This is a genomic window from Cellulosilyticum sp. (genome assembly GCF_982396655.1).
In genome coordinates this window covers 1-17662 of sequence record NZ_CEVXFV010000070.1, presented here as the reverse complement: position 1 = coordinate 17662, position 17662 = coordinate 1, and the positions used below count along the sequence as shown (strand labels likewise).

The window sequence follows — 17662 nt, the reverse complement described above, 5'->3', positions numbered from 1 at the left end:
TAAATAAAATATGCTAAAATATAAAAAGGTTCACTTTATAAAAATATAGCTACATAAGGAGATGAACATATGGAAAGTACAAAATATAAGCGTAAGCAAGAGGAGAGGCGACTAAGAAGCCTAGCAAGAATTGTACTGGCAGCTTGTGTTTCCATAGCATGCATTATGCTAGGCGCTATAAGTATCAAGCTTTTTAGTAGCGGAATTTTATTTAAAGGTGTAGAAAATGTATCTGCTGAGGTAGAAAAGGTGAAGGTCCATATTCCTGATTTAACAGGGGAGATGACACAAAGTTTACTAGATGCAGGATTTAACTTATTCCAAAGTAGTATTCAAAAAGAGGAAAATAGCCTTCTAGCACCATATACAACGCTTACGGCGCTAGGTATGTTAGAAAATGGTGCTGCAAGTGAGACACTAGATGAAATTCAAAGTTTTTTAGGGGGTTATAGTTTAAGCGAAATAAATAGTGCTTTTGCTGCCTTAAACAAGAAATTCAGTGGCTATACAAGTTTAACCTGTACTAGCAAAAATAGCATATGGCTAAAAAGATTTGAGACACTCATACCTAAAGATTACTTCTTAAAAGTGAATGCAACTTATTATGGCGCAGACCTCTTTGTAGCAGACTTTTCTAAGGATAATACCGTAAATAAAATTAATGAATGGGTAAAAGAGGCGACTATGGGAAACGTTGTGAGTCCCATAAAAAGCATAGAGGATGCGACAAGTATTTATTTATTAAGCAGCCTGAATTTTAAGGCCGATTGGCTAAAACCTTATGAAAGCAGCGATGTATTAGGAGGTGAGTTTAAACTTACAAATGGCGAGAAACAAAGTGTGAAGTATCTATATTCTAAGGAAAATTATTTAGAAGGTGATAAGGCTGAAGGTTTTATTAAATCATATGTAGACAATAAATGTAGTTTTGTAGCCATAAGACCAACGGATGGTACAAGCATTTATGATTATGTTAAGAGCTTAGATAGTGAAAGCTTTAAAAAGGTTATTCATTCTAAAAGTACACAGAAAGCCATCGTAGCCTTTCCAAAATTTACATATGAGAGTGATGTTGATTTAAGTATGAGCCTAAAGGCACTAGGGATAGAAACACCTTTTGATGAAGAGAATGCAGACTTTAGCAAAGTGTTTGATGAAGAAAAGAAACTTTATCTCAGTCAGGTTCTCCAAAGAAATTACATACAAATAGATGAAAAAGGGACTAGTAGTGCAGTGACAAATACTAGCCAGGTGAACGCGGTAACAGCTATTGAGGAAGGAACAGAGAAGTCCATAATTTTTAATTCACCATTTTTATATGCTGTGATTGATAATGAGACGAAACTGCCACTATTAATTGGAATAGTGGAAAAGCCAATAGCGTGAAAAGTTAAGAAGTAGAGGAGCATAAAATGAAGTTGAAGATTGATAGAGAGTATTTAAAAAATATATTAATGATGATTTTAAATTGTCATAGTCCAAGTGGTTTTTGCTATGATGTGATGGATATTATTGAGGCGGAAGCACTTCATTTTGGATATAGGTTTGAGAAGACGAATAAAGGATGCGGGATTATTACGATTCCTGGAGAGAGTACGAAAGAGGTCATTGGACTTTCTGCACATGTGGATACGTTAGGTGCTATGGTTCGCTCGATTACAGCTGATGGAAAGCTTAGATTTACATTAATAGGTGGGCCTATTGCAGCTACATTAGATGGTGAGTATTGTAAGATTCGTACAAGAGAAGGAAAGTTTTATACAGGTACTTTTTTAAGTACAAGTCCAGCCGCTCATGTTTATACGGATAGTAAGGATAAAGCAAGGCTTCCAGAAACAATGGAGGTACGCATAGATGAAGTTGTAAGCAGCAAGGAAGATGTAGAGAAGCTTGGGATTTGCCCAGGAGACTTTATATTCATTGACCCTAAAACAGTGATTACACCAAGTGGATTTGTAAAATCACGTTTTATTGATGATAAAGGCAGTGTGGCATGTCTCATGACATTACTTAAGCTTCTAAAAGAAGAAAACATACAACCTAAATATACAACGAAGATTTTTATTTCTGTATATGAGGAAGTAGGGCATGGTTCTAGCTATATTCCTGAGGAAATTACCGAAATGATAGCAGTAGATATGGGATGCATTGGAGAAGATTTAAGTTGTACAGAATTAGATGTTTCAATCTGTGCCAAGGATTCTGGGGGCCCTTATGATTACTATATGACAAGCAAACTTATTAAGCTGGCAAAGGCTAAGAAGATTAAACATGCAGTAGATATTTATCCAATGTACGGGTCGGATGTAGGGGCTGCACTTAGAGGTGGCAATAATATACGCGGTGCACTTATTGGTCCGGGTGTACATGCATCACATGGGATGGAACGTACACATATAACTGCACTAGAGAATACGATTGAACTGCTGTATGCTTATTTAACAATTTTATAAAAGTATCATGAATCATAAATAGAAAAATTTGCATAATAAACTGTTTTATTAGAGATAATATGTTTGAAAATGATATAAAATCTAAAAAGGAGCATATTATGAAAGCTAGAATAAAACAAGTTATTGCGGTTTTTGTAATTTGTCTTGTGCTAATTCCAACAGCACTTGTGGTTGCCGGAGAAGTACATGTGCAATCTGTAGCACAGGTAGCAGCCCCAAAGCAGATTCCGAAGCGGCTCATAGTAACACCGCAAGAGGTCAATATACCGAAAGGGACAACGGAAGATGTGTTTAAAAATTTACTAGAGGTATCCGTCATTTATAAAGGTAATAAAGTACCACAAGTTGTGACAGATTATAAGACAACCTATGATGAAATCAAGGATGAAATAGGGCCTCATAGCGTACAGGTTATGTATGAGGAAAATGGTTGCAGAGTCAAAACTAAAATTTGTGTGCAAATTGTAGAAGCAAGTTCAGAAACAGCTGAAAGGCAATTTCCTTATGTCAGTGGCTATGAAGATAAAACCTTTAGAGCTGACCAACCTGTCACAAGAGAAGAACTGGCTACAATGATAGCAAGACTTTTAACAGATGATAATGTACCTAAGGAAGCAAATACTATTCCGGACTTAAGCCCAAAACGTTATAGTACAGATAGTATCAACTACATTACAAAGGCGGGAATCATGTCCACTTATTTAGATGGTACCTTTAAGACCAAGGGACCTGTTACATGGACAGAGTTTAATGATATCTTAAAGAAACTTGAGCCATATGTAGGTGAAGAGGAAAAAGTTAAGACGAAAACAACAGGAGATGTAACAAGGGCAGAAGCTGTTATGGTTTTAAATGAATTGTTCAATAGAAATTGTATAGATACCAATATACAAAATCCATATACAGATTTAAAACCAGACCATCCAGCTTATGGTGCCATTCTCTGTGCAAGCGTAGCAAAAGAAAGTTAAAAGAATTATCACAAGTGTAAACCAAATTAGTAAACAAAAGCGACAAGATGATGAGAAAGGCGATGAATAGAAATCTATTCATCGCCTTTTAAAGTAATCTATAATCTTTAGATTCTAAGCAAGACCTAAAAGAAGGCTTACTTCTCTAATAGCTTTACAAGCAACGGCAGTAGATACACCACTTGCATCATAATGTGGTGCAAGTTCTACGAGATCGGCGCCTACAAAATTTAGGCCTTTCATTGTAACAAGTGCATCTAAAAGTTCTTTCATAGTAATACCGCCTGGCTCAGGGGTACCAGTACCTGCAAATACAGAAGGGTCAAGGACATCTAAGTCAATGGTTAAGTAAACAGGCTTGCCAGCTAATTGTTTAACAACATTTTCTAAAGTATTTGTATTAAATGGGTTTAAATAAGTATGTGATTTGGCCCATTCAAATTCTGTTTTCATACCAGAACGAATACCAAATTGGAAAATGTGGCCATCTCCCACAGTATCCCAAGCGCGTCTAATAACAGTGGCGTGAGAAAGTGTTTCACCTAGATATTCTTCACGTAAATCTGTGTGGGCATCAAAATGGATAATGTGTAAGTCTTTGTATTTTTCATGAAGTTTTTGAATAACAGGAAGACTTACAAGATGTTCCCCACCAATCATAAGTGGCTTTTTGCCTGAGGCAATAATGCTACCAGCTACGTCACCGATGGCATCTAAGGCGCGTTGGGTATTACCAAATGGTAAATCTACATCACCAATATCGCATAGATTATAGTCTTCAAGATCTAAGTCTAAATAAGGTGAGTATGTCTCAAGGCCATAAGAATCAGGACGAACAGCAGTAGGTGCGAAACGTGTACCAGGGCGATAGCTAGTTGTACCATCAAAAGGTGCACCAAATAAAACAACTTCTGCCTCCTCGAATGTTTTATCAAAGCCAATAAATGTTTGCATTGTATAAGTATTAAGCATTTTCTAGTCCTTCCTTTACATATGTTGGCAGCATAAAAGCGCCTATGTGTAAATCTGTATTATAGTATTTTGTATAAAGGCTAAAGTCTTTCCACCTATCTGCCTTTAAGTCCTTTAGTGGATCATATTTCTTAGAGGCAAAGCCAAAGAGCCAGTGCCCTGAAGGATAAGTTGGCAAATGAAATTGATAGACTTTGGCAATGGGAAAGGTTGCCTTAATTTTATGATGTGCCCGCTTCATTTCAGTAGCATAAGATTTATAATAAGGACTTTCATGTTGATTAATTAAAATCCCCTCATCACTTAAAATACGGGCACAGTTTGTATAAAATTCTAAAGAAAACAAGCCCTCACCAGGGCCAATGGGGTCTGTAGAATCTACTAAAATAAGATCATAGCTCTTATCTGGAGCATCCGCCACAAATTTTAGACCATCTTGAAAGTACATATGAAGACGCGTGTCGTGGTCTAGTTTATACGCCGTTTGGGGTAAGTACTGTTGACAAAGGCGAACAACACGTTCATCAATTTCGACTAAGTCAACATGTTCAACGTGGGCATAACGTAATATTTCACGTGCACTGCCGCCATCGCCGCCCCCTATGATGAGAACTTTCTTTATAGATGGATTGACAGCCATAGGTACGTGGCTAATCATATCATGATAAATAAATTCATCTTTTTCAGTTACCATCATTAAACCATCTAAAGTAAAGAATCGGCCAAAGGTTTTGCTTTCATAGAAGTCAATTTGTTGAAAGTCACTATGTTCAGAATGTAAGTGTGCCTGAATTTCTATAGAAAAACGAACATCTTCTTGATGACTTTCCGTATACCATAATTCACCCATAAATTCCTCCTGAATATACCCCGTATTATTTGGTTGGTTCATCATAATCTTCCTCTAAGTTAAACATAGCTTCACGAACAACTGTACCATAGAATATTTCATCCATTTCATGTTTAACTTTCTTTGCAATAAGTCTGGCTTCTCCTTTATGAAGTTCATCTTTTGTATAGCCAAAGAGGTAATTATCTAAATCAAATTGTTTTAGGCGACATTTGGTATGAAAAATATTTTCTTGATAAACATTAACGTCAATCATGTTGTACATCATACGAATATGTTCAGGAATGAAGTTTTGAATCGAATCAATAGGGTGGTCGATAAAAAGTTTATTTCCTGCAATATCTCTGGCAAAGCCGCGTACACGATAATCAATAGTCATCACATCAGCATCAAAGCAGTGAATTAAGTAGTTAAGTGCTTTAAGGGGAGAAATTTCACCACAAGTAGATACGTCAATATCAGCTCTAAAGGTACTAATCCCTTCATAAGGATGATATTCAGGATAAGTATGCACTGTAATATGACTTTTATCTAAATGACCAAGAATAATCTCAGGAATAGGACCAGGAGAAGCAGATTTTGCTTCTGCATGTTTAATCTCAGGTACGGCACCTTCACTCATAAGGATGGTAACGCTAGCCCCTTGAGGTTCGTAGTCTTGTTTGGCAATATTAAGGATATTTGCACCAATCATTTCTGTAACTGTAGTTAAAATTTGCGTTAATCTTTCAGCACTATATTGTTCATCAATATATTCGATATATGCCTGTCTGTCAGTAGCAGTCTTTGTATAACAGATATCGTACATATTAAAGCTAAGAGTCTTTGTGAGATTATTAAAACCGTGCAATTTTAATTTGTTGTTATCAATATTATTCATCTTATTTTCAATCAAGCTCCTTTGCTGAAAATGTGATTTTAAATGCTATCTCATTATAGAATATAATATGCACAAATTCAATAAAGAATCATGTAATACAAAATATTTAGTTTAGTATTACTGTGGATTTTTGCAAAAGAAATTCATTTCTTAAAAAAAGTTTGTCTGAAACACTAAAAAATTGGAAATATATAGTTATATAAATTTTTTATGTTCATTTATTAAGACTTGTGATAAGATAGTAGTTATCTAAAATTATAGGAACATTTAAAGAGAAAAGGAACATGGAGATGACACACAATAATAACCCATATGCCCTTGTTTTTGGGATATCGATTTATGACATATTTGGTTTTTCATATGCACAGTACAGAGCGTATGATTCTAATCCAGGAAAGGTAAAAGTTTCTTGTGGCGGTGTATGTAGAAACATTGCAGAAAACATGTCTAGAGTAGGCGTAAATACTAAATTTATCTCAATCCTAGGAGATGATGAAAAGGGACAAGAAATTTTACGTTGTGCTGAAAGAGTTGGTCTTGATATGAAAGATTCACTTATTATAAAGGGCGGCTCAACACCAACTTACTTAGCGATTTTAGATGAACATGGTGAGATGGTATCAGCAGTAGTAGATACAAAACTTGCAAATGAGTTTTCTCATGAAGAACTTGATAAACGTGCTGAAATCATTGAAAACGCAGAATATATGATTTTAGGTGCAGATAATCCACCATTTATTGAATACGTTGTAACTAAATATCAAGGGAAAACAAAATTTGTGTTAGACCCTGTATCATCAGCAAAAGCAAAACGTGTAGAACACCTTTTACAATATTTCCATACTGTAAAACCAAACAGACACGAAGCAGAAGCTTTATGTGGCTTTGAAATCAAAACACATGAAGATATTAGAAGAGCTGGTGCACACTTTAGAGAACTCGGTGTACAAAATATCTTTATTAGCTTAGATACAGAGGGTGTTTATTATAATAATGGCGAAGAAGAAGGAATCATCAAAGCAGCATGTACAGATGTAGTTAACGTAACAGGTGCTGGAGATGCCTTCGTAGCAGGCATGGGTGCAGGTTATATGGCTCAAAAAAATGTCAAAGACATTGTAAAATACGCAATTTCAATGTCAAACATCACAATTTCTCACGAAGCAACAATTAATCCAGAAATGACAAATGAAAAAGTTGAAGAATACTTAAACTCAGTAGAATGGGAAGAAACAACATTCTAGAACACCAAAACAAATAGAAGGCTAGATACTTGGAACAGCTAGTCTACACACTCCACAATTTATGAGCACTCGTTTTATCGTGCTGGTCTAAGATCAACATTCAATTTAATATAAACAAGGGGGTATCATGAGATTAGTTCATGATACCCCCTTGTTGTATATAAATGAATAGAGAAGTTGAAAAGTGTCCTTTCAACTTCTCTATTCAAAAATAACGTAGCATTTAGCTACGTTATTTTTATATGCTAGTGCAACTATCCATCTGCCTATGCGCCTCTTAGCGAATATAATCTACTTAGATTTAACCAAGCAGATTATATTCGCTTTGAATCCATCGCAGCTGCATGTCAGGAAAGTGCCAGGGTTTTCAGCCTTTGCAACCAAGCACTTATCCACATCGCCCTCATCTGTTTTTTCAAAGGCTACCGCACTTTTCTCGACCTACTTATACAGCTGCGTAATAGCAACGTTTAGGTGAAGAAATTCTTTGTTCAGCTTTTAATAAAGTGATTGCTGCAGATACAGCTTTTTTATCTAAGTTTAAAGCGTCAGCAATGTCGCCAGCTTTCATAGGTTCACCTTGCTCTTTAAGATATTCTAATACTTGTTCTTGGATTTCCATAATTAATCCTCCTAATAATAAGATATGAGATAGTTTAATATACTTTAAAAGGAAAATCAATAAGCTATATTAAAGGAAAATAATTATCAAATATTGAGAATATTAAAAGAAAGGTGGAAAAAATAGTTAGAATATTATATTATATTAATATAGTCTTGAAATTGGGGGAATAACAATGGTAGATGATATATTAGAAATAGACATCACGTTGCAAGATATATTGAAAGAAATTAAGGGCGGAATATGGATTATATTATATGCTGTAGCTATGGGAATTTTAGTCGCTGTACTTGCAACCATATATAAAGAACGTGTAGCAACTTATAAAGCGACGAGTACAATTATTATGAGTAAGGAAGCCGCACTTTATTTTGTGGAAGATCAGTATACTAAAAATGATATTGATTTATATGTAAAGTCAGGAAATACATATACGGAGATTGCAAGTTCCAATCTTGTGTTAGATAGTACATTGGATAGACTTAAAACGGTAGGTGACTGGGGAAACAGTTTAACACGCGCAGACTTAAGAAGTATGTTAAAAGCAGGTTACAAAGAAGATACACTGGTCATTGAGTTAACCGGTAAGAGTGAAAATCGTTTAATTATTAAAGATATAGTAAATGCCTATGCAGATAGCTTTATAGAAGTATCAAACAACTTATTGCCAGTTGCAATGCTTAAAGTCATGGATAGGGCAGAGACCCCAGAAGGAATGATTCGATCGAATTTAGTGAAAAATGTTGTAATAGGTATAGGGGTAGGTGTTATGGGCAGCTTATTTTTAATATTGATACAGCTCTTGATAAGAAAGAGTAAAATTACAACAGAACAAGAAATCATGAACTTACTAGAGATGGATGTTATTACAACTATTAGATAAAGAATGTAGAGATGATGAGGGATGAAAAGTGGAAGAAAACAAGAACCAGGAAAATATAGAAGAAAACACTATAGACAGGGAAAATCAATCATCTGATAACAATATGTCTGAAAAAAATATAGCAAATATAGTAAATGATGAAAGTATAGCAAATGATGAAAATGCAGTAAATGATGAAAAGATAGCAATAGACAAAGCAGCATCAGATTATACAGGTAGAAAGAGAACAAAAGAGAAAAAGTTACATAGAGATAAGAAGGATAAGAAAGATAAGAAAGATAAGAAGGATAAGAAAAACAATAAAGATAAGAAAAATAATCAGGCAGATAATTCAGAAGCTATACGCATGGTGACAAATGCAATTGATGCCCATATAAGGGCTGGGAATAATTGCATAGCTTTTACAAGCTATTTAGACAAGCAGGGCAAAACCTATACAATTAGAGAAGTTGGTAAAGCCTTGGCAAAGGCAAATTATAAGACACTTATTATTGATTGCAATATTATGATGCCTACATTAAGTAAAGAGAAAATAAATGAGTCAACAGAAGTCATAAGAGGATTTTTGGACTTTATAGATATAGGTAGACAGAGACAAAGTAAAATGACATATAGCGAGGTGATTCCTTACATAAGTAATCTAGCTATAGAAAACTTATACTTTATCCCTATTAGACAAAATATTACTGGAGAGTATTCAGGGTATATTCGACGAGATGAAGTAGAAAATTTGTTTCATATCTTGAAGGATAAGTTTGAAATTGTACTAGTTGAAGCCCCATCCTTTCAGAATTTAAGCTATACGCAAAGTATATTAGAAGCTAGTGATGGCTATTTTATATTGCTTAAATCAGGAACCATAGAAAAAAAACAGGTATATATGTTAAAGGAAAAAATGAATCAAATATCAAGTAAAAGTATAGGTGTAATTTTCAATAATCCTGAGGATAAATAAAAAGCAAAACTAGAGAATAAATAAAAAGCAAAACTAGAGGAGGAATTAAGGTGAAATATAATAAGATATTTAAGCCAGCAATTACCGTATTACTAGTGCTTAATTTAGGAACGGTACTATTGCTGGCAGCCAATAGAGGAACTGAGACACAAGATGTCGCAAGCTATATAGAAGATGAAAAGGATAATCTTGATGCAGAGAAGAAGTCAGTTTTATCAGAAGATGATGTGGATGAAGTTACAATCACCGCAGATACAGATTTGGGGGTTATTACAGAAGCACCTATTGCAGCAAAGGTAGGGAAGAAAGTTATTTTTACAGTCAATAGCACGTACGCTGGTGATACTATGAAAGTACGCGGGCTTAATGGGTATGGTGCAACGTTAGAGTCAGGCGACTATGGCGAATATATGTGGACACCAGAACGTGCTGGTGTGTTTGAAATGGTACTTTTTGATAGAGAAGGCAATGAGCGTGTAACAAGACGCATTAATGTGGCGAGTGAAAATCGTGAAGATATCTATGAATTAACACCACTAGAGTATAGTGTTGATACCCAAAATAATGTAAGCTTTAATACAAGTATTTTTAATATCCCTACGGGCAGCAAAGAAAATGAAGCATTACCCACAACACAATTTACGATAGGAGAAGCGGGGATTTGGACAAAGACCATTAAAGAATACGGGACAAAGGCTGAGGATAAAAATATAGCAACAACATCAATTGTAGAAGGGAAAGACTTCTTACTGGACCGTGGGACCTATACAGTAACAGCTATGTTAAAGGATTTATACTCTGTAGATGCTGAAGATACGAAGTCACTGACTTATAAGAAAGAAGCTACGGATGGTCATAAAGTTGTAATAGATGATATTGAAATGGTAACTGAAAAAAATGAACAAGGTATAGTTGGAGACCATTTTATTGTTCATGCAAGATGTGAGCATGATAAGTCAAAAGAGCCTGAGGCGTGTGATTTGGTTTACGCATTTTCTGTAGATGATACAGTGGGTACGACTAATATTGTGGGTAAATTAAATGGTTATACAGAAAGCAATGAGATTACATTACCTAACATGGGCTGGAATTATACCATTACAGTTAAAGTAAAACATAAAAACAATTCGGGAACAGAGATTCAAGATAACAGATTACTTTTACCTAATGCGTATGAAGCAGTAGCAGAAAAGACCGTGGTAAAAGGTGATAGGGAATATGGTGATATTGAGATTAAAAATGTAAAAATACAATCTGCTTTATTAGATGATTATTATAAAGATGAAAATAATGCGTTATTGCCAACACAGGTTATTGCTAAAGAGGATCAAGTTGGTACCATGTATGTTAATAGCAATAATTATATTACGATTAATGTAGGCGCTAATGAAAAAGCAGAAAAATTGCAGTATACAGCTTATATCATACAAGATGGTCAAAATATAAGTTTAGAACCTGTTTACACAAGTCAGGATGATAAAATAGGCAATAGTTTTGTATATTATCCTAAAACGGGTGGTGGAAAATCTTATACAAAGAATAAATCAGCTACACTAAGCATTATTGTAACAGAACTTAATGAAAGTAATGTGGTACTGAGAAGGGCAACGAAAAACATAGAGGTGAATATTAAATAGATGCATAAAAAGACTTATAAGAATCTGCTTAAATTAAGTACCATTATTTTAATGATGTCAGCCTTATTAAATCTATGGCTGACAAGACAAGTAATTATTCAAAAATATGGACAAGAAAGCAAGGCACAAGAAAAGACAGAGGAGATAGAAAGACTTATAGAAGCAAATATAGAAACAATAACCAATCAGTTAAATGAAGCATATAATAAAACGATTAAAGAAAGCTTTACACAGGAAGAACTTGAAAATGCCATGCAGCGACAATGGCAGTATATTATTAATGCAAATGGCACTGAAATAAAGTCAAGCAAAATGTATGTAAAGCCTGGAAATATACGTATTATGGTAGCAGAAGTGCTAAAGGAAGAGAGCATTTTAGCAGAAGAAATCCTAAAGCTTGGGAGCTTAGATAAGGCCATAGAACATACAACTTTAGAGGACTTAGTAGAGGTCTATAGCACAGTACCTTATAAAGTAAAAAGGGAAGAAACAGATGAGGGGATTAAATACTATTATGATTTTACAGATGTCCCATCAGAAACATTAATTGTCCTTAAGTTAAGTCCACTCATTACAGAAAGATTAGGATATAAAGATAAAATAAAAGAAGACCAAATTACACTTGTAACGAAGGAATAAAGAGATTCTAAGTTATAGGTGTAATTTTTTGAAGGAAGATTTAAAAAAACACAAAAAGGCAATAATAAAAGACGTATAGAGAAACCGACTAAAAACTATGAATAACTAAAATTTATAGAGAAATCAACTAAAAACTTGAAATATACATGTACGTAAATAGTTTTCTCTCAATGATTTTACATGACTAAAAACTATAATAACTAAAATATATAAATATGAAATCTATAAAAATGTGAAATCTATATAAATATGAAATCTATATAAATGTGAAATCTATATAAATGTGAAATCTATATAAATGTGAAATCTATATAAATATGAAATCTATAATATGTTATAATGAAACTCATATAAAAGGAGGTTAAGAGATGAAGACAATAACCAAGATTACTGTACAACAAAGCGGCGAACGTTATAATCTCTTTTTAGATGAGGAGTTTTTTTGCGGCGTAAGTGAAGATACACTCATTAAGCTAAATTTAAAAAAGGGTATGCAGCTAGATGAAGCTACATTAGAGATACTAGCAGAAGAAGAAAATAAAAATAAATGTTTTTCTTATGCGGTTTATCTTTTAGGTGGACGTAATTATTTTGAAAAGGCACTTAGAGATAAGTTAAGACAAAAAGAGTATACAGAGGAAGCCATTGATTTTACAGTGGAGAAGCTTAAGAAGTATAAGTATATTGATGATGAGAAGTTAACAGCGGCTTTTATAAGTGACAAAAAGAGATTTTCTAAAAAAGGGCCACGTTATATTGCACAGGCATTAAAGATGAAAGGCGTGGATGGCGAGACTATTAAAACAGCCCTTGAAGAGGGGTATGACAATGAGGAAGCTTATGAAAACTGTAGGGCTTTAGCAATAAAAAAATATGATTATTACAAACGCAAGAGTGAAGATAAATATACATTTAAAGGAAAGATGTATGGTTTTCTAGCCCAAAGAGGTTTTAATAGTGAGATTATTCGTAAGGTATTAGAAGGACTAATGGAAGAAGAGATAGAATGAGATAAAGGTAAAAAAGGAGTATGAATGGGTGCGATTAAAACAATTATTAAACAAATTGGTTTGATAGTGCGAAGCGTGGTGAAGTTAATGACATTTTGTATTATAGTAGGTATATGTGTTTTTGTTTATGCGAGATATATTGAGCCAGAACTTTTAACTATCAATGAAGTAAATGTGACAGCCCAAAGCTTGCAACTAGGTGATTCCTTGAAGATTGTACAATGTAGTGACTTACATGTAGGTCCTGATTATGATATGGACCATTTAGCACGTGTTGTGAAAAAAATTAATGCATTAAATCCAGACCTCATTGTATTTACAGGTGATTTAATAGACAATAATAAAAGTTTCAAGCAGGTTGATGAGACGATAGCCATATTAAGTGAGCTTAAAGCCACATTTGGAAAATATGCTGTGGCTGGGAATCATGATTATGGCGGAAATGGTTTTAAAAACTATAGTAAGATTATGAAGAATAGTGGCTTTAAGTTATTAATCAATGAAAGCAGTGCGGTTACTTTAGCAAGTGGCGCGGCCATTAACATCATAGGACTTGATGATGCTGTATGGGGAAAGGTAGATTTACAAGAGGCTATGGCCGGCATAAAAAGTAAGGATTTTAATATTGTATTATGTCATGAGCCAGATTTAGCAGATGAAGTAGCTAAGTATCCAGTAGATTTACAGTTATCAGGGCATAGCCACGGTGGACAGGTAAGAGTGCCTTTTAAAGGGGCTATCTTAACCCCACCTAAGGGACATAAATATATCAAGGGCATGTATGAGATGACAGATAATCCACGTATGAAGCTTTATGTCAATGTAGGAATTGGCACAAGTCAGCAACGTTTTAGATTTGCATGTGTACCAGAATTAACAGTAATTACCTTGAATTAATATAAATAGTAGTAATGGGGTTGAAATGCATAAAATGAAAATGCAGAAGGATAGATAATAAGCTTTAAAAAGCTTGTGTCTATCCTTTTTGTTATGTTTACAAGAGTATTGACCAGAAATTGGAATGTATAAAGATTGAATAAAAATGCAAATTTATTAATAAAAATTCTGAAAAAGGTATTGCAAAAAAATAAAAATATCATATAATTATAAACATATATAAATTAGATTGAAAATTAAATTAAAATAGAAATTGGATTCTTGGAGGGATAAGCATGAAACTAATACAAGGTGGCGTTACAGCAGCAAAAGGATATAAAGGAGCAGGCGGCCATATCGGGCTTAAAGTAAAGAAAAAAGACTTAGCAATCGTATATAGTGAAACACCATGTACTTTTGCAGGTGCTTTTACACAAAATGTGGTAAAGGCTGCACCAGTACTTTGGGATAAAGCAGTTTTAGAAAAACATAATAAAGTGCATGCAATTGTAGTAAATAGCGGGAATGCCAATGCAGCAACAGGCGAGCAAGGTGTTAAAGATACGGAAGAAATGGCACAAATTTTAAGTGAGACACTAGGTGTTCAAAAAGAAGAAGTACTTGTTTGTTCTACAGGGGTTATAGGTGTAAATTTACCTATGGATGTATTAAGAGTGGGAATTCCAACGGTAGCTCAAAATCTAGAAGCTAGTTTTGAAGGCGGAGAAGAAGCAGCAACAGCTATCTTAACAACAGATTTAATTAAAAAGACAATTGCAGTAGAAGAAGAAATAAATGGTGTTACATTTACAGTTGGTGGTATGGGCAAAGGTTCAGGCATGATTCATCCTAATATGGCAACAATGCTTGGCTTTGTGACAACAGATGTAAACATTACCCAAGAAATGCTACAAAAAGCACTTAAAAAATGTATTGATACATCATTTAATATGATTACAGTAGATGGGGATACAAGTACAAATGATAGTGTATTAGTACTTGCAAATGGTTTAGCGGGCAATGCGGTCATTGACTGTGAAGGAGAAGCATTTGACAAATTCTGTAACTGCCTCTTTGAAGTATGTAAATATATTGCTGTATCTATTGCAAAAGACGGTGAAGGTGCAACCAAACTTCTGGAAGTTAATTTAAAAGGGGCTAAAAGCTTTGAAGAAGGGAAAACAATTGCTAAAAGCATTTTAACTTCTAATCTTGTAAAAACAGCATTTTTTGGTGAAGATGCCAACTGGGGAAGAGTTTTCTGTGCCATGGGATATTCAGGTGTACCATTTGATCCTAACAAAGTAGATATTAGCTTTGAGAGCATTGCAGGTCATGTTTGTCTTCTAAAAGAAGGTTTACCAGTGAAATTCAGTGAAGAAAAAGCTAAAACAGTACTTCAGGAAAAAGAAATTAAAATCACAATTACAATGGGTGAAGGGGATGCCAGTGTAACAGCATGGGGCTGTGACCTTAGTTATGATTATGTAAAAATCAATGGGGATTATAGAAGCTAATTAGAAGTGGACTTAAGGAAAATAGAGCAAAAAATATGAGGGGGTTTTTAGCAGTGAAAGATGATGGTTTAGAAAAGGCAAAGGTGCTTATAGATGCACTACCTTATATTCGAGAATTTAATGGAAATACAGTTGTCATTAAATATGGCGGAAGTGCTATGTTAGATCCAGAAATTAATAAGACAATCGTACAGGATATTGTGCTTCTAAAATTAGTAGGACTTAAACCTATTATTGTTCATGGTGGTGGACCTGAAATTAATAGTATGCTGAGTAGGCTTGATATTCAGTCTAAATTTATTAATGGTCTTCGTGTGACAACCAAAGAGACAATGGAAGTTGTAGAAATGGTTTTAGCAGGAAAAGTAAATAAACAAATTGTTGAAATGATTGCAGAGCAAGGCGGCTGTCCTGTAGGACTTTGTGGTAAAGATGGCAAGATGTTAAGAGCTAAGAAAATCGAAAAAGATGGTGTAGATTTAGGGTATGTAGGGGAAATTGTAAAGGTTAATACAAGGTTGCTGAATTCACTTATTGATAATGATTTCATTCCAATTATTGCACCAATAGGGGCAGATGATGAAGGCAATACGTATAACATTAATGCAGATTATGCAGCAGTAGCAATCGCAAGTGCGCTTAATGCAGAAAAGTTAGTCTTTTTAACAGATGTTGAAGGTGTACTTAAAGATAAAGATGATGCGTTATCACTGATTTCATTCTTAAGTGATAAACAGGCAAAACAATATTTAGCAGATGGCACAATAGCAGGTGGGATGATTCCTAAGGTGGAATGTTGTATGGAAGCTATTGAAAAAGGTGTTTCAATGGTCCATATATTAGATGGGCGTAAAAAACATGCTTTAATCCTAGAAATTTATACACCAAACGGTATTGGCACCATGTTATATAAAAAGGAGGAAGAAGAATGTCAATTGTAGAAGAAGGCAGCAAATATATTATGAATACTTATGGCCGTTATCCGATTGTGATTACACATGGAGAAGGCGTTTATGTATATGATGAAAATGGTAAAAAATATTTAGATATGTGCGCAGGGATTGCAGTAAATGCTTTAGGGTATGGGCATAAAAAGTTATCACAGGCACTTAAAAATCAAGTTGATAAGCTTATGCACATTTCAAATTACTATTACACTGAACCACTTGTAAGTGCAGCTAAAGCACTTGTTACAAATTCTGAATTTGATCGTGTGTTCTTCTGTAATAGTGGGGCAGAAGCCAATGAAGCAGCTATTAAACTTGCTAAAAAATATGGCAAGATGAAAAATGAGAATAAGATAGAACTTATTTCGATGAAACAATCATTCCACGGCAGAACATGTGGGGCATTGACAGCAACAGGGCAAATGAAATATCAAAAGAATTTCTTGCCACTTATGCCAGGCACACAATATGCAGAATACAATAATATTGAAAGTTTAAAAGAAATCATTAATAAAAATACATGTGGGGTATTACTTGAAGTTATTCAAGGTGAAAGTGGTATTATTCCAGCACAGGCAGAGTATTTGAAACAAGTTCAGGAGTTATGTCATAAGTATGATGCCTTATTCATGATTGATGAAGTACAAACAGGCATTGGACGTACAGGTAAACTTTTTGCTTATGAAAACTTTGGAATCCACCCAGATGTCGTATCCATGGCAAAAGGCTTAGGTGGCGGCGTACCTATTGGGGCAATGATGTGCAAAGAAGAAGTGGCTGTATTTGTACCTGGTGACCATGCGTCTACGTTTGGTGGCAATCCACTTGTAACAAGTGGGGTATGTGTTGTAATAGATGAACTGGTTAATAATGGTTTATTACAACATGTTCAAGAAGTAGGTGCCTATTTAACAGAATCACTGAATAAGCTTAAAGAGCAAGTTGACTGTATTACAGATGTAAGAGGCATTGGACTTATGCAAGGCGTAGCGATTACAAAAGTACCTAAAGAAGTCATTAGCAAATGTATTGAAAAAGGCATGCTCATCGTAAGCGCTGGAGAAAATGTTATTCGTTTTGTACCACCACTTATTGTTACAAAAGAGCAAATTGATGAAGCTGTAAGCATTTTAAAAGAAGCACTCCAATAGGCAATGTCATTAAGTTAAGTGATATTGTACTTAAAAGTCATCTACAAATGTCCAA

At 34.4% G+C, this 17662-nt stretch carries 17 protein-coding genes; 13 read left to right on the top strand and 4 right to left on the bottom strand.

The window, feature by feature from the left end:
• The first annotated feature begins 69 nt into the window (after positions 1-69).
• From AC1VAQ_RS19055 to AC1VAQ_RS19045, 3 genes are all read left to right on the top strand, one after another.
• A complete protein-coding gene (locus AC1VAQ_RS19055; RefSeq protein ID WP_479904401.1) occupies positions 70-1386 on the top strand; it encodes a serpin family protein in 1317 nt (438 codons plus the stop codon).
• Positions 1387-1412: 26 nt separating this feature from the next.
• The gene (locus AC1VAQ_RS19050; protein WP_302596096.1) at positions 1413-2453 is read left to right on the top strand and encodes a M42 family metallopeptidase; all 1041 of its coding nucleotides are present in this window, start codon (positions 1413-1415) and stop codon (positions 2451-2453) included.
• 98 nt (positions 2454-2551) lie between these two features.
• Positions 2552-3424: an S-layer homology domain-containing protein gene (locus AC1VAQ_RS19045; protein WP_302596098.1), complete on the top strand. Its 873-nt coding sequence runs from the start codon at positions 2552-2554 to the stop codon at positions 3422-3424.
• 114 nt (positions 3425-3538) lie between these two features.
• Here AC1VAQ_RS19045 and speB read toward each other — a convergent pair whose 3' ends face one another.
• From speB to speD, 3 genes are read right to left on the bottom strand one after another with little or no spacing between them, the layout of a single operon-like run.
• Complete coding sequence (gene speB, locus AC1VAQ_RS19040; RefSeq protein ID WP_302596101.1) at positions 3539-4396, bottom strand: agmatinase; 858 nt, start codon at positions 4394-4396, stop codon at positions 3539-3541.
• Entirely contained in the window at positions 4389-5246 is an 858-nt protein-coding gene (speE, locus tag AC1VAQ_RS19035; RefSeq protein WP_302596103.1) for a polyamine aminopropyltransferase, read from the bottom strand. Before speE ends, speB begins: the two co-directional genes overlap by 8 nt.
• Positions 5247-5271: 25 nt before the next feature.
• Positions 5272-6126, bottom strand: a complete 855-nt coding sequence (gene speD, locus AC1VAQ_RS19030) for an adenosylmethionine decarboxylase (protein WP_302596125.1) — start codon at positions 6124-6126, stop codon at positions 5272-5274.
• A gap of 284 nt (positions 6127-6410) precedes the next feature.
• On the opposite strand from speD, the gene AC1VAQ_RS19025 reads away from it, so the two are divergent.
• Entirely contained in the window at positions 6411-7370 is a 960-nt protein-coding gene (locus tag AC1VAQ_RS19025; protein WP_479904400.1) for a carbohydrate kinase family protein, read from the top strand.
• 445 nt (positions 7371-7815) lie between these two features.
• On the opposite strand, the gene AC1VAQ_RS19020 is transcribed toward AC1VAQ_RS19025, so the two are convergent.
• A complete protein-coding gene (locus AC1VAQ_RS19020; RefSeq protein WP_302596105.1) occupies positions 7816-7992 on the bottom strand; it encodes an HTH domain-containing protein in 177 nt (58 codons plus the stop codon).
• A 175-nt stretch (positions 7993-8167) separates the two neighbouring features.
• Between AC1VAQ_RS19020 and AC1VAQ_RS19015 the strand changes: the two genes are divergently transcribed.
• The 9 genes from AC1VAQ_RS19015 (at position 8168) to AC1VAQ_RS18975 (ending at position 17607) form a co-directional block, all read left to right on the top strand.
• Positions 8168-8875 carry a YveK family protein gene (locus tag AC1VAQ_RS19015; protein ID WP_302596107.1) on the top strand — a complete coding sequence of 236 codons (708 nt, stop codon included), beginning with the start codon at positions 8168-8170 and terminating at the stop codon, positions 8873-8875.
• Between the two features lie 28 nt (positions 8876-8903).
• Positions 8904-9830, top strand: a complete 927-nt coding sequence (locus AC1VAQ_RS19010; protein ID WP_479904399.1) for a P-loop NTPase family protein — start codon at positions 8904-8906, stop codon at positions 9828-9830.
• 50 nt (positions 9831-9880) lie between these two features.
• Positions 9881-11467 (top strand): hypothetical protein, encoded by a 1587-nt coding sequence (locus AC1VAQ_RS19005; RefSeq protein WP_302596110.1) that lies wholly within the window; start codon positions 9881-9883, stop codon positions 11465-11467.
• Positions 11468-12106 (top strand): hypothetical protein, encoded by a 639-nt coding sequence (locus AC1VAQ_RS19000; RefSeq protein WP_302596113.1) that lies wholly within the window; start codon positions 11468-11470, stop codon positions 12104-12106. It begins immediately after the preceding gene.
• 368 nt (positions 12107-12474) lie between these two features.
• The gene (locus AC1VAQ_RS18995; protein WP_302596114.1) at positions 12475-13116 is read left to right on the top strand and encodes a regulatory protein RecX; all 642 of its coding nucleotides are present in this window, start codon (positions 12475-12477) and stop codon (positions 13114-13116) included.
• 24 nt (positions 13117-13140) lie between these two features.
• Positions 13141-14013 (top strand): metallophosphoesterase, encoded by an 873-nt coding sequence (locus AC1VAQ_RS18990; protein WP_302596116.1) that lies wholly within the window; start codon positions 13141-13143, stop codon positions 14011-14013.
• A 275-nt stretch (positions 14014-14288) separates the two neighbouring features.
• Positions 14289-15509 carry a bifunctional ornithine acetyltransferase/N-acetylglutamate synthase gene (gene argJ / locus AC1VAQ_RS18985; protein WP_303244364.1) on the top strand — a complete coding sequence of 407 codons (1221 nt, stop codon included), beginning with the start codon at positions 14289-14291 and terminating at the stop codon, positions 15507-15509.
• Between the two features lie 35 nt (positions 15510-15544).
• Positions 15545-16450 (top strand): acetylglutamate kinase, encoded by a 906-nt coding sequence (argB, locus tag AC1VAQ_RS18980; protein ID WP_479904398.1) that lies wholly within the window; start codon positions 15545-15547, stop codon positions 16448-16450.
• Positions 16438-17607 (top strand): aspartate aminotransferase family protein, encoded by a 1170-nt coding sequence (locus AC1VAQ_RS18975; protein WP_303244362.1) that lies wholly within the window; start codon positions 16438-16440, stop codon positions 17605-17607. Before argB ends, AC1VAQ_RS18975 begins: the two co-directional genes overlap by 13 nt.
• Positions 17608-17662 lie beyond the last annotated feature (55 nt).

Excerpts from the sequence above, each read along its gene's own strand:
- AC1VAQ_RS19055 (WP_479904401.1), top strand. The coding sequence starts at position 70 with ATGGAAAGTACAAAATATAAGCGTAAGCAAGAGGAGAGGCGACTAAGA.
- AC1VAQ_RS19050 (WP_302596096.1), top strand. The coding sequence starts at position 1,413 with ATGAAGTTGAAGATTGATAGAGAGTATTTAAAAAATATATTAATGATG.
- AC1VAQ_RS19045 (WP_302596098.1), top strand. The coding sequence starts at position 2,552 with ATGAAAGCTAGAATAAAACAAGTTATTGCGGTTTTTGTAATTTGTCTT.
- speB (WP_302596101.1), bottom strand. The coding sequence starts at position 4,396 with ATGCTTAATACTTATACAATGCAAACATTTATTGGCTTTGATAAAACA.
- speE (WP_302596103.1), bottom strand. The coding sequence starts at position 5,246 with ATGGGTGAATTATGGTATACGGAAAGTCATCAAGAAGATGTTCGTTTT.
- speD (WP_302596125.1), bottom strand. The coding sequence starts at position 6,126 with ATGAATAATATTGATAACAACAAATTAAAATTGCACGGTTTTAATAAT.
- AC1VAQ_RS19025 (WP_479904400.1), top strand. The coding sequence starts at position 6,411 with ATGGAGATGACACACAATAATAACCCATATGCCCTTGTTTTTGGGATA.
- AC1VAQ_RS19020 (WP_302596105.1), bottom strand. The coding sequence starts at position 7,992 with ATGGAAATCCAAGAACAAGTATTAGAATATCTTAAAGAGCAAGGTGAA.
- AC1VAQ_RS19015 (WP_302596107.1), top strand. The coding sequence starts at position 8,168 with ATGGTAGATGATATATTAGAAATAGACATCACGTTGCAAGATATATTG.
- AC1VAQ_RS19000 (WP_302596113.1), top strand. The coding sequence starts at position 11,468 with ATGCATAAAAAGACTTATAAGAATCTGCTTAAATTAAGTACCATTATT.
- AC1VAQ_RS18995 (WP_302596114.1), top strand. The coding sequence starts at position 12,475 with ATGAAGACAATAACCAAGATTACTGTACAACAAAGCGGCGAACGTTAT.
- AC1VAQ_RS18990 (WP_302596116.1), top strand. The coding sequence starts at position 13,141 with ATGGGTGCGATTAAAACAATTATTAAACAAATTGGTTTGATAGTGCGA.
- argJ (WP_303244364.1), top strand. The coding sequence starts at position 14,289 with ATGAAACTAATACAAGGTGGCGTTACAGCAGCAAAAGGATATAAAGGA.
- argB (WP_479904398.1), top strand. The coding sequence starts at position 15,545 with ATGAGGGGGTTTTTAGCAGTGAAAGATGATGGTTTAGAAAAGGCAAAG.
- AC1VAQ_RS18975 (WP_303244362.1), top strand. The coding sequence starts at position 16,438 with ATGTCAATTGTAGAAGAAGGCAGCAAATATATTATGAATACTTATGGC.